The following is a 12826-nucleotide window of genomic DNA, read 5'->3' as shown; positions in this document are numbered from 1 at the left end:
AAGGGCTCTAACGAGCGTGCCTTATTATTCAGCTTCTACGAAGCTTTCTTCCGCCTGGGAAGCCAGATCCTGAGAACGGCCTTCACGAACGGTAGTAGCTACAGCGCCTAGGTACAGGGTCACAGCACGGATTGCGTCGTCGTTACCCGGGATAACGAAGTCAACACCGTCCGGATCAGAGTTGGTATCAACGATTGCAAATACTGGGATACCCAGGTTGTTTGCTTCTTTGATAGCAATGTGCTCGTGGTCAGCATCGATTACGAACAGAGCGTCCGGCAGACCGCCCATGTCTTTGATACCGCCCAGGCTGTTTTCCAGTTTCTCAAGCTCACGAGTACGCATCAGCGCTTCTTTCTTGGTCAGCTTTTCGAAAGTACCGTCCTGAGACTGAGTTTCCAGATCTTTCAGACGTTTGATGGACTGACGAACGGTTTTCCAGTTAGTCAGCATACCGCCCAGCCAGCGATGGTTCACGAAGAACTGGTCGCAGCTGTTAGCAGCTTCTTTCACCGCTTCGCTTGCAGCGCGTTTAGTACCAACGAAAAGGATTTTACCTTTACGAGCAGAGATCTTGTTCAGTTCAGCCAGAGCTTCGTTGAACATCGGTACAGTTTTCTCAAGGTTGATGATGTGAACTTTGTTACGCGCACCGAAGATGAACGGCTTCATTTTCGGGTTCCAGTAACGGGTCTGGTGACCGAAGTGAACACCAGCCTTGAGCATGTCGCGCATGGAAACAGTTGCCATGATTAAAACCTCTATATATAAAAGTTGGGGTTAAGCCTCCACGCATCCCATATTACCGACCCCAAAGGGCACCCCGGAATATGTGCCGATACGTGTGTGTTGTTACACAAAGTGAGATTTGTCGCTCCCGTCCATCGTGTGTAGTCTTCGAATGGATCGGAAGTCCGGCGCGCTTTATACCACAAATACGCCATAGACACCAATAATTGTTGGCACTGTGTGCTGTTAATGATTCTCAATTTGGCAGCACGTATGCGGGACTGATACCATTGGCAGCACTTAAACAATTATTGCCGATATCATCGGCACTGATGGACAGAATTCATGGCTATCTCAATCAAGACCCCTGAAGAAATCGAAAAAATGCGCGTCGCTGGCCGCCTGGCCGCTGATGTACTGGAAATGATCGAACCGTTTGTTAAACCGGGCGTCAGCACCGGCGAACTGGATCGTATCTGTAATGACTATATCGTGAATGAGCAGCAGGCCATTTCCGCCTGCCTGGGTTACCACGGCTATCCGAAGTCCGTGTGTATCTCTATTAATGAAGTAGTGTGCCACGGGATCCCGGACGACGCCAAACTTCTGAAAGACGGCGATATCGTCAACATCGATGTGACTGTGATTAAAGACGAGTACCACGGCGACACCTCGAAAATGTTTATCGTCGGCAAACCTACTATTCTGGGCGAGCGTCTGTGCCGCGTCACGCAGGAAAGCCTGTATCTGGCGCTGCGGATGGTGAAACCGGGCATTCGCCTGCGCACGCTGGGCGCTGCAATTCAGAAATACGCGGAAGGTGAAGGTTTCTCTGTCGTTCGTGAATACTGCGGTCACGGTATCGGTCGCGGCTTCCATGAAGAGCCGCAGGTTCTGCACTACGATGCAGACGACGGCGGTGTGGTACTGCAGCCGGGCATGACGTTCACCGTAGAACCGATGCTGAATGCCGGTGATTACCGCATCCGCACCATGAAAGACGGCTGGACGGTGAAAACCAAAGACCGGAGCTTGTCTGCACAGTACGAGCATACTATTGTAGTGACGGAAAACGGCTGTGAGATTCTGACGTTACGCAAGGATGACACCATCCCGGCGATCATCACACACGGCGAATAATGTTTTGCCTGATGGCGATGCATTCGCATCTTATCAGGCCTACAAATTGTACTACTTAGTAGGCCGGGTAAGGCGTTCACGCCATCATCCGGCTTTTTAATGGGTGGCGCATAATGAATACTCTTCCTGAACAGCACGCAAATACTGCCCTCCCCACCCTGCCTGGCCAGCCACAAAATCCTGGGACATGGCCACAGCACGACCTCAACTGCACCGGTATTAAAGCGCATATCGACACCTTCCAGAGCTGGTTAGGCGAAGCGTTTGACAGTGGAATTTCCGCAGAACAGCTCATTGAGGCCCGCACCGAATTTATTGATCAGTTGCTTCAGCGCCTGTGGATTGAAGCCGGTTTCGGTCAAATTGCCGACCTGGCGCTGGTTGCCGTTGGCGGCTACGGGCGCGGCGAACTGCATCCGCTCTCCGATATTGATCTGCTGATCCTCAGTCGTAAAAAACTACCTGATTCGCAGGCAGAAAAAGTCGGTGAGCTGTTAACGCTGCTATGGGACGTGAGGCTGGAGGTTGGGCACAGCGTGCGTACGCTGGAAGAGTGTCTGCTGGAAGGATTGTCAGATTTAACCGTCGCCACTAACCTGATTGAAACACGCCTGCTTATCGGCGATGTCGCGCTGTTTCTTGAGCTGCAAAAGCATATTTTTAGCGAAGGTTTCTGGCCGTCCGATAAATTTTACGCCGCCAAAGTGGAAGAGCAAAATCAGCGCCACCAGCGTTATCACGGCACCAGCTACAACCTGGAGCCGGATATCAAAAGCAGTCCCGGCGGCCTGCGCGATATCCATACTCTGCAATGGGTGGCCCGCCGCCATTTTGGCGCCACCTCGCTGGACGAAATGGTCGGCTTCGGCTTTTTGACGCTGGCAGAACGCGCCGAGCTGAATGAATGTTTACATATCCTGTGGCGGATTCGCTTTGCCCTGCATCTGGAGGTCAGCCGCTACGATAACCGTCTGCTGTTTGACCGTCAGCTCAGCGTGGCGCAACGGCTAAACTACGGTGGCGAAGGCAACGAGCCTATCGAGCGGATGATGAAAGACTATTTCCGGGTCACGCGACGGGTCAGCGAACTGAACCATATGCTGTTGCAACTGTTCGACGAGGCGATCCTCGCCCTGCCAGCCGATGAAAAACCGCGCCCGATTGATGACGATTTTCAACTGCGCGGCACATTGATCGATCTGCGCAACGACGACCTGTTTATCCGTAAGCCCGAAGCGATACTGCGGATGTTTTACATCATGGTGCGTAACAGCGCGATCAGCGGGATTTACTCCACCACGCTGCGCCATTTGCGCCATGCCCGCCGTCATTTAACCCAGCCGCTATGCTACATTCCGGAAGCGCGTTCGCTGTTTCTCAGTATGTTGCGCCATCCGGGCGCGGTGAGTCGCGGCCTGCTGCCGATGCATCGGCACAGCGTTTTGTGGGCCTATATGCCGCAATGGTCGCACATTGTCGGCCAAATGCAGTTTGACCTGTTTCATGCCTATACGGTGGATGAGCACACTATCCGTGTGATGCTCAAGCTGGAGAGTTTTGCTAACGAAGAGACCCGCCCGCGCCATCCGCTGTGCGTGGATCTGTGGCCGCGCTTGCGACAGCCGGAGCTAATTCTGATTGCCGCGCTGTTCCACGATATCGCCAAAGGTCGAGGCGGCGATCACTCGGTTCTCGGCGCCCAGGACGTGCTCAAATTCGCCGAACTGCACGGTCTGAACTCACGTGAAACGCAGCTGATCGTCTGGCTGGTGCGTCAGCATTTGCTGATGTCGGTGACCGCTCAGCGCCGTGATATTCAGGATCCGGAAGTGATCAAGCAATTCGCTGAAGAAGTACAAACGGAACATCGTCTGCGCTTTTTAGTGTGCCTGACCGTCGCGGATATTTGCGCTACTAACGAAACGCTGTGGAATAGCTGGAAGCAAAGTCTGCTGCGCGAGCTGTACTTTGCGACGGAAAAACAACTACGTCGTGGGATGCAAAACACGCCAGATATGCGCGAACGCGTTCGCCATCATCAGCTTCAGGCACTGGCGCTACTGCGTATGGACAACATTGATGAAGAAGCGCTGCACCACATCTGGTCGCGCTGTCGCGCCAACTATTTCGTGCGCCACAGCCCAAATCAACTGGCCTGGCATGCGCGTCATCTGCTGCAGCACGATCTCAGTAAGCCGCTAATCCTGCTCAGCCCGCAGGCCACGCGCGGCGGAACGGAAATTTTTATCTGGAGCCCCGATCGCCCTTACCTGTTTGCCGCCGTCTGCGCCGAACTGGACAGGCGCAATCTAAGCGTCCACGATGCGCAGATTTTCACTACCCGCGATGGGATGGCGATGGATACGTTCATCGTGCTGGAACCGGACGGCAGCCCGCTGTCTTCAGACCGACACGAAGCGATCCGTTTTGGACTGGAACAGGCGATCACGCAGCGCAGCTGGCAGCCACCGCAACCACGTCGTCAGCCGGCAAAATTACGCCACTTTACCGTCGATACCGAGGTTACTTTCCTGCCGACCCACACCGACCGAAAATCATTCCTTGAGCTTATCGCTCTCGACCAGCCTGGACTGCTGGCGCGGGTCGGGCAGATTTTTGCCGATCTGGGAATTTCGCTGCATGGCGCCCGAATTACAACCATTGGCGAGCGAGTAGAAGATTTATTCATAATCGCCACCGCCGACCGGCGCGCCCTTAATAATGAGCTGCAGCAGGAAGTGCATCAACGGTTGACAGAGGCCCTCAATCCAAACGATAAAGGGTGATGTTTTTATTTATTATGGAAAGAGTTTAACAATGCAGCAGTTACAGAACGTTATTGAGTCCGCTTTCGAGCGCCGTGCCGACATTACTCCGGCAAATGTAGATACCGTAACCCGCGAAGCGGTGAATCAGGTTATTGCTTTACTGGATTCCGGTGCACTGCGCGTCGCAGAAAAGATTGAGGGTCAGTGGGTCACGCATCAGTGGCTGAAAAAGGCGGTCCTGCTCTCTTTCCGTATTAACGATAATCAGGTTATCGAGGGTGCGGAAAGTCGTTACTTCGATAAAGTGCCGATGAAATTCGCCAACTACGACGAAGCACGCTTCCAGAAAGAAGGTTTCCGCGTGGTTCCGCCAGCGGCCGTACGCCAGGGTGCGTTTATCGCCCGTAACACCGTGCTGATGCCGTCTTACGTGAACATCGGCGCTTATGTGGATGAAGGTACGATGGTTGATACCTGGGCGACCGTGGGTTCCTGCGCGCAAATTGGTAAAAACGTTCACCTGTCCGGCGGCGTTGGCATCGGTGGCGTACTGGAGCCGTTACAGGCTAACCCGACCATCATCGAAGACAACTGCTTCATCGGCGCACGTTCTGAGGTGGTTGAAGGCGTGATCGTCGAAGAAGGCTCTGTTATCTCTATGGGCGTGTACATTGGTCAGAGCACCCGTATTTACGATCGTGAAACCGGCGAAGTGCATTATGGTCGCGTTCCGGCGGGCTCTGTGGTTGTCTCCGGCAACCTGCCGTCGAAAGATGGCAAATACAGCCTGTACTGCGCGGTGATTGTGAAGAAAGTCGATGCCAAAACGCGTGGCAAAGTAGGAATCAACGAACTGTTACGCACCATCGACTAACAGTGATTTGAAAAAGCGGGCTTAGCCCGCTTTTTTTACATCTGCGAGTGGCATAAACAAGGCTTTTCGTTAATTATTCAATGGTTATGGTGAGCTTAAGGGTACCGCTATGTATGACAATCTGAAAAGTCTGGGCATTACTAATCCTGAAGAAATCGATCGTTACAGCCTGCGGCAAGAAGCCAACAACGATATCCTGAAAATCTATTTCCAGAAGGATAAAGGCGAGTTTTTTGCCAAGAGCGTGAAGTTCAAATATCCCCGTCAGCGTAAAACGGTTGTCGCCGATGGCGTCGGCCAGGGTTACAAAGAAGTGCAGGAGATCAGTCCCAACCTGCGCTATGTGATCGACGAACTGGATCAGATCTGCCAGCGCGATCGCAGCGAAGTCGATCTTAAACGCAAGATCCTTGATGATTTACGTCATCTGGAAAGCGTCGTGACCAACAAGATCAGCGAAATTGAAGCCGATCTGGAAAAACTAACGCGTAAATAACCGCGAGTGAATGTGTTCGTAGGCCGGGTAAGGCGAAGTCGCCCCCCGGCATTTTACCTGATAAGCGTAGCGCCAACAGACAAGGAATTAATGCTGCTCATCCAGTTGTAGCGCGACATACAGCAGCAGTCGGTCGTCAAAATTCCCTAAATCCAGCCCGGTCAGCTCTGAAATTCGGTTCAGGCGATATTCCAGCGTATTACGGTGGATAAATAACGCTTTTGAGGTCGCCAGCGGCTGAACGTTATGCCGAAACCACGCCGCTAATGTTCGACGCAGTAAGCCGTTGTTATCCATTGCTTTCAGCCGTACCAGCGGACGCGCCAGCTCGTTGGCCTGCCAGCCGCCGCGCAGGCTGTCCAGCAGAACTGGCAGCATCAAATCCTGGTAGAAATAGCAACGGCTTTCCGGCATCCGTTGCTTGCCGACCATCATGGTCGTGCGCGCCGTACGATACGAACGGGCAATACTGCCTGGCCCGGTAAAATAGTTGCCCAGCGACACGCGAAAACGCAGCTGTCCGTTCTCTTTCATGCGAGCAATGAGCTGCTCAACACGCTTGCGGTGATCTTCCGCGTCCCAGCGACCAAACTGATTGAGCGCCGGTTTCAGCACCACCATCTCGGTCAGGGAAACAATCGCAATCAGATTATTACGTTCAGGCGTAGTCAACGCGTTCTGCAATTGCTGTAGCTCCGCCATCGCGCTGTCAACGCCAAGCTGGCCACTATCAACCTCTACCACTGCCACCACGCGCGGCTGGTTCAAATCAATGCCTAAACGTTGCGCCCACTCCATCAGCGCCGGGGTATTCTCTTCCGCCTGAATCAGATTCATCACCAGCTCTTCACGCAGGCGGCTATCCTGCGCTAACAGATGCATCAGGCGCGACTGCTCCAGCATCATTTCGGCTGTCATGCACACCAGCTCGCCGTATTTACGTAGATGTTCCGGTTCACCGGTAAGCCCGATAACGCCAACGATTTCGCCTTCCAGACGCAACGGCAGGTTTATCCCCTGACGCACGCCGTGCAAATGCCTCGCCACTGCATCGTCAATGTCCACCACCCGGCCCTGCGAAAGCACCAGCAGCGCACCTTCGTGCAATTCACCAATGCGTTCGCGATCGCCACTGCCAATGATCCGCCCACGGGCATCCATTACGTTGATATTGGTATCAATGATGCGCATGGTTCGCGCCACGATATCCTGCGCCATTTTGGTATCAAGATGCCAGCCAGCCATAAACCCCTCCTGTGAGCAGAGCTCAAGCATAGGGAAGATAATAAGCGGCGACATTGTGCAAATGCACAAAGCGGAAGGGAGAAATATGGAGTTGTGGGAGCTATCACAAAAAGAACCCCTTCCTGTACAGGAAGGGGTTGAGGGAGATTACTGCATCAACAGATAGATGGAGCTGTCGCCACGCTGAATGTTCAGCGCCAGTACAGCGGGTTTGCTGTCGAGGATTTTGCGCAATTCGGCGATGTTTTTCACCGGCTGCTGATTCGCACCGATAATCACATCCCCTTTCTTCAGGCCGATCTGTGCAGCCGGAGAATTCGGTTTCACGTCGCTTACCACGACACCTTTATCCTGGCCTTTGTTGCTCATATCGGCACCTTCAATGCCTTTGAAGATAGAGCTGGAATCAACCTGAGTCTGGCTGCTCTGCTGCAATTCCAGGTTCACGGTGACCGGCTTACCGTCACGCAGCAGACCCAGGGTGATTTTGCTGCCGACCGGCATCGTACCCACCTGCGCACGCAGGGCGGCGAAGCTGCTGATAGGTTTGCCGTTCAGGGAGGTAATCACATCCCCGGCTTTAATACCGGCTTTCGCTGCGGAAGAGTTCGGCATTACCTGGCTGACGAATGCGCCACGCTGAGCGTCAACTTTCATCGCTTTCGCCAGCTCAGAGCTCAGTTCGGTCCCCATAATACCCAGCTCACCACGTTTAACCTGACCAAACTCAACCATCTGTGAAGTCAGGTTTTTCACCATGTTGCTTGGGATTGCAAAACCGATACCGATGTTACCGCCGTCCGGCGCGAGGATCGCGGTGTTAATGCCGATCAGCTCACCGTTCAGATTGACCAGCGCGCCACCGGAGTTACCCCGGTTGATCGCAGCATCCGTCTGAATAAAGTTTTCATAGTTCTCCGCATTCAGGCCGCTACGGCCCAGAGCAGAAACGATGCCGGAGGTCACGGTCTCACCGAGGCCAAACGGGTTACCGATTGCTACGGTGTAATCCCCCACGCGCAGCGCGTCGGAGTCTGCCAGCTTAATCGCCGTCAAGTTTTTCGGATCCTGAATTTGGATCAGCGCGATATCGGAGCGTGGATCTTTGCCCACGATCTTCGCGTCAAATTTACGGCCATCGCTCAACTGAACCTTAATTACCGTAGCGTTATCCACCACGTGGTTGTTGGTCACGACATACCCTTTCGCAGCATCAATAATTACGCCGGAACCCAGCGCCATAAATTTCTGCTGCTGGCCGCCGCCGTTACCAGCGCCCGGTGCGCCGCCCTGGCAGAACGGTGAACTCTGGAACGGAGATCCGTCCTGGCAGAACGGTGAATTATCACCAAAGAACTGCTGGAAATTACGCGGCATACGCGGCGTATTCACCGTCGTGCTCCCCTCGACGTTAATACTTACCACCGATGGCATCACTTTTTCGAGCATCGGGGCCAGGCTTGGCATCTGTTGGGCGGTCATTGCTGAAGACGACGTCTCAGCCGCAGTTGCAGACAGGGGGGACAACGCCAAACCTAAACTCAGAGCCAGTGCACTCATTGCTAATGTGGTTTTTTTCATGTGTTTCGTTCTCGATTAACAGGTAACGCAAAATTGCTGTCTACGTCAGAGTCGTTTTATAACGCTAAGTTCCAGAATTGAGTTTAAGGAAAAAGTAAAATTTTATTGGCCGTCTTTACAAATGAGTATTTATTGTTCTACGGCCATCAAGCGACGATATTCATCCCAGGCATACAAATCTGTCATCCCGCTGATATAATCCTGGATCAACCGGCAGCGATAATAATATTCCAGAACCGAATACTCAGCGCACTCCGTCGATATTTTACTAACCGCCTCAACATACGCAAGACGATGGCGGGTAGACAACTTCTGAAATAAACGGGACTCGATAGGAAAACGTTTTACTCTTTCATTGTCGACCAGTTCAGTAAAATCTGACTGAGACATTTTCAATAACGGTTGATAGATCTCCAGCAACCCGCTGATCACCCGATAGCCCTGTAATTCCAGTTGCTCAACATCCGGATGGCTAAACACATGTTTTACCGCCACATTCTTATAAACGCCCAGTAACTGGCTGAAGCTACTGGCATCTTCTAACAGCGCATGATTAAAGCTGCCTTCATAAATCTGCGGCAAATTATCAATAAACCGCTGGGCCGCATACGGAACCAGTTTATTCAGCGTATTGACGCGTAAATACATAAAGAACTGATCTTCGGTGCTGCGACTTAATGTATTTGAACGTGATTTTTCCCAGGCGTTCTCAACAACCTGACTAAACAGAGAGCCTTTTTCGTGATGCCCCCACGCTTCATGCAGATGATGGTAAAGTTGCTCGACACTAAAGATTCTTTTCTCAACGGCATCTTCCAGGTCGGCCACGCAATATGAGATATCATCGGCAGCTTCCATAATCCAGGTTAATGGAAAACGACTGTAAGGTGCTAATGATAATTCTTTACGTAACCGCTCAATATACGGTTCCTCGGAAAGGTAATAACCAGGCTTCTTCATTAAATAGTTGTGCGTCTCGGGTGCACTGCCGCGCCACCATGCCGGACGGGTATATTTTAAAATACCGCCAACCTGCGCCCAGGTAAGGTTCATACGCATCAAAGTATGCACCAGACGAATACCCTGCGCATTGCCTTCAAAATGACACAAGTCCTGGCGTACCTTGCGGCGAATATCATTCAGCGACTCTTCACCTTCACGCAAACGTAATGCCGTCACCTGGCAGCGGTCATCACTCAGGGGCTGACTTTCCGCGTCGGCGGGATACAACCGTTGGCGAAACCAGTCATTAATCGCCGCTTCGCCAAAATGACCAAACGGCGGATTACCGATGTCATGCATCAGGCACGACATTTCGACAATACTCTCAAACGGTCCCGTCAGTTCATCCAGACCATACTGATCCAGCAGCTTTAGCTCTTTCAGTCGGCTGAGGATCTCTTTCGCGATATAGCGCCCAACCTGCTGCACTTCCATCGAGTGCGTCAGACGCGTACGCACCGCTGCATTACGCTCCAGCGGAAAGACCTGGGTTTTTTGTTGCAGCCGGCGAATAGCCGGAGAATTGATAATACGTCCACGATCGCTTTCAAAAATTCGCAGGATCTCATGCTCCGTCTTCACGCCCTGCGGCGAACGGTAACGGCGATGCCAGTTTATTTTTTTTCGGAAATCGATCTGTACCATATCCTCTCCCGCCTGAGAAATGCGCTACCCCTTAAGCGCATGATAGACTATGCCCTCAAATCTGGCTTATCGCGAGTAAATCTATGAAAATCGGCATCATTGGTGCAATGGAAGAAGAAGTTACGCTGCTGCGTGACAAAATCGAAAACCGTCAGACCATCACGCTCGGCGGTTGTGAAATTTACACCGGCCAACTGAACGGTACTGAGGTTGCGCTTCTGAAATCAGGTATCGGTAAAGTGGCTGCGGCGCTCGGCGCTACGCTGCTGCTTGAACGCTGCAAGCCGGACGCCATCATTAATACCGGTTCCGCGGGTGGCCTGGCCTCTACGCTGAAAGTCGGCGATATCGTAGTTTCTGATGAAGCGCGCTATCACGACGCCGACGTCACTGCCTTTGGTTATGAATTTGGTCAGCTACCGGGTTGCCCGGCTGGTTTTAAAGCCGATCCTGCGTTGATTGCAGCCGCAGAATCTTGCATCGCCGAACTCAATCTGAACGCTGTTCGCGGACTTATCGTCAGCGGCGATGCATTCATTAATGGTTCCGTGGGGCTGGCTAAAATTAAGCATAACTTCCCGCAGGCGATTGCCGTTGAGATGGAAGCGACCGCAATTGCGCACGTTTGCCACAACTTTAAGGTGCCATTTGTCGTGGTTCGCGCTATCTCTGACGTTGCCGATCAGCAGTCCCATCTCAGCTTTGACGAATTCCTGGTGGTTGCCGCGAAGCAGTCAAGCCTGATGGTTGAAACGCTGGTGCAGAAACTGGCGCATGGCTAAATTATTCTCCAGGGCGCTGGTCGCCCTGCTTTTCACTCTCCCGGCGTTCCTTTACGCCGCACCGCGTGTTGTAACGCTTTCTCCTGCCAATACCGAACTCGCTTTTGCCGCAGGCATTACCCCAGTTGGCGTCAGCAGCTACTCAAACTACCCGCCAGAAGCCAAAAATATTGAAGAGGTCTCAACATGGCAAGGTATGAATCTTGAGCGTATTGTGGCGCTGAAGCCTGATTTGGTCATCGCCTGGCGCGGGGGAAATGCTGAGCGGCAGGTGAATCAACTGACCTCCCTGGGAATTAAGGTCATCTGGGTGGACGCCGTTACCATTGAGCAGGTTGCCGATGCGCTACGCCAGTTGGCTGCGTGGAGCCCCAAGCCTGAACAAGCTAAACAGGCGGCGCAAACCATGCTTGATGACTATGCTTTACTTAAATTTCAGTATGCCAACAAACCGAAAAAACGCGTGTTTCTCCAGTTTGGTGCCAATCCTCTGTTTACCAGTGGAAAAGGTTCTATTCAGCACGAAGTTCTTGAGGTATGCGGCGGAGAAAACATCTTTGCCGGTAGTCGGGTTCCCTGGCCGCAGGTTAGCCGTGAGCAGGTCCTAGCACGAGCCCCCCAGGCTATTGTTGCAACCGGCGGTCCGGGCGAAACTCTGAAAATTGAGCAATACTGGGGAAACCAGCTAAAAATACCCGTTATTACACTTAATAGTGACTGGTTCGAACGCGCGAGCCCGCGTATTATCCTCGCCGCAAAACAACTCTGTAATGCGCTTTCACAGATAAATTAGCGCCTGCCCCCACCAGGTCTGTTGTGAGGATTTAAAAATGCTCGTCTATTGGCTTGATATTGTCGGCACCGCGGTATTTGCAATCTCTGGCGTATTACTGGCCGGAAAATTACGTATGGATCCGTTTGGCGTCCTGGTCCTCGGCGTGGTTACCGCCGTCGGAGGTGGCACGATCCGCGATATGGCGCTGGATAATGGACCGGTTTTTTGGGTTAAAGATCCAACCGATCTGGTCGTGGCGATGATCACCAGCATGCTGACGATCCTGTTGGTACGGCAGCCAAGACGCCTGCCGAAATGGATCCTTCCGGTGCTGGATGCCGTTGGCCTGGCGGTGTTCGTGGGTATTGGCGTCAACAAGGCCTTTCTCGCAGGAACAGGCCCGTTGGTGGCGATTTGTATGGGGGTGATTACCGGCGTCGGCGGTGGGATCATTCGCGATGTATTAGCACGTGAAGTCCCGATGATTTTGCGTACCGAGATCTACGCCACAGCCTGTATTATCGGCGGGATCGTGCATGCGACGGCGTTTTATACCTTTGATGTTTCACTGGAAAACGCCAGTATGATGGGGATGATTGTCACCCTGCTGATTCGGCTTGCCGCCATTCGCTGGCATTTGAAATTACCGACGTTTGCGCTGGATGATAACGGACGTTGACATGATGATGCAGAATATGTAGGCCGGATAAGGCGTTTACGCCGCCATCCGGCACATTGCCCGGTGGCGCTACGCTTACCGGGCCTACACCATCAGACCACTGGTATTAC

Annotated in this window: 11 protein-coding genes; 7 read left to right on the top strand and 4 right to left on the bottom strand. The window is 52.7% G+C overall.

Annotated elements, in window-relative coordinates; all coding sequences use genetic code 11:
• Positions 1-24: 24 nt before the first annotated feature.
• The gene (rpsB, locus tag C2U41_RS01220) at positions 25-750 is read right to left on the bottom strand and encodes a 30S ribosomal protein S2 (RefSeq protein WP_003018553.1); all 726 of its coding nucleotides are present in this window, start codon (positions 748-750) and stop codon (positions 25-27) included.
• Positions 751-1074: 324 nt separating this feature from the next.
• On the opposite strand from rpsB, the gene map reads away from it, so the two are divergent.
• The 4 genes from map to C2U41_RS01200 all read left to right on the top strand — a co-directional run bounded on the left by map (position 1075) and on the right by C2U41_RS01200 (position 6007).
• Positions 1075-1869, top strand: a complete 795-nt coding sequence (gene map, locus C2U41_RS01215) for a type I methionyl aminopeptidase (protein WP_003018555.1) — start codon at positions 1075-1077, stop codon at positions 1867-1869.
• Between the two features lie 113 nt (positions 1870-1982).
• Complete coding sequence (glnD, locus tag C2U41_RS01210) at positions 1983-4655, top strand: bifunctional uridylyltransferase/uridylyl-removing protein GlnD (RefSeq protein WP_071696626.1); 2673 nt, start codon at positions 1983-1985, stop codon at positions 4653-4655.
• Positions 4656-4686: 31 nt separating this feature from the next.
• Positions 4687-5511, top strand: coding sequence for a 2,3,4,5-tetrahydropyridine-2,6-dicarboxylate N-succinyltransferase (gene dapD / locus C2U41_RS01205; RefSeq protein WP_003837532.1), 825 nt, complete (start codon positions 4687-4689; stop codon positions 5509-5511).
• Between the two features lie 109 nt (positions 5512-5620).
• Complete coding sequence (locus C2U41_RS01200) at positions 5621-6007, top strand: DUF3461 family protein (RefSeq protein ID WP_003018562.1); 387 nt, start codon at positions 5621-5623, stop codon at positions 6005-6007.
• Between the two features lie 87 nt (positions 6008-6094).
• On the opposite strand, the gene cdaR is transcribed toward C2U41_RS01200, so the two are convergent.
• From cdaR to dgt, 3 genes are all read right to left on the bottom strand, one after another.
• A complete protein-coding gene (gene cdaR, locus C2U41_RS01195) occupies positions 6095-7252 on the bottom strand; it encodes a DNA-binding transcriptional regulator CdaR (protein WP_103849121.1) in 1158 nt (385 codons plus the stop codon).
• A gap of 147 nt (positions 7253-7399) precedes the next feature.
• A complete protein-coding gene (gene degP / locus C2U41_RS01190; RefSeq protein ID WP_003018567.1) occupies positions 7400-8833 on the bottom strand; it encodes a serine endoprotease DegP in 1434 nt (477 codons plus the stop codon).
• Positions 8834-8962: 129 nt separating this feature from the next.
• A complete protein-coding gene (dgt, locus tag C2U41_RS01180; RefSeq protein ID WP_103849120.1) occupies positions 8963-10480 on the bottom strand; it encodes a dGTPase in 1518 nt (505 codons plus the stop codon).
• 83 nt (positions 10481-10563) lie between these two features.
• On the opposite strand from dgt, the gene mtnN reads away from it, so the two are divergent.
• Genes mtnN through C2U41_RS01165 form a run of 3 tightly spaced genes read left to right on the top strand, consistent with a single transcriptional unit; the run spans position 10564 to position 12716 of the window.
• Positions 10564-11262, top strand: coding sequence for a 5'-methylthioadenosine/S-adenosylhomocysteine nucleosidase (gene mtnN / locus C2U41_RS01175; protein ID WP_003018572.1), 699 nt, complete (start codon positions 10564-10566; stop codon positions 11260-11262).
• Positions 11255-12055 carry a vitamin B12 ABC transporter substrate-binding protein BtuF gene (gene btuF, locus C2U41_RS01170; RefSeq protein WP_003837527.1) on the top strand — a complete coding sequence of 267 codons (801 nt, stop codon included), beginning with the start codon at positions 11255-11257 and terminating at the stop codon, positions 12053-12055. The genes mtnN and btuF overlap by 8 nt, the downstream gene beginning before the upstream one ends.
• Positions 12056-12092: 37 nt before the next feature.
• On the top strand, positions 12093-12716 hold the full coding sequence (locus C2U41_RS01165; protein ID WP_003018578.1) for a TRIC cation channel family protein: 624 nt from the start codon (positions 12093-12095) through the stop codon (positions 12714-12716).
• The last annotated feature ends 110 nt before the right edge of the window (positions 12717-12826 follow it).

This window comes from Citrobacter freundii complex sp. CFNIH4 (assembly GCF_002934505.1).
Taxonomy (GTDB): Bacteria; Pseudomonadota; Gammaproteobacteria; order Enterobacterales; family Enterobacteriaceae; genus Citrobacter; species Citrobacter freundii.
This window is presented reverse-complemented; position numbering and strand designations above follow the sequence as displayed.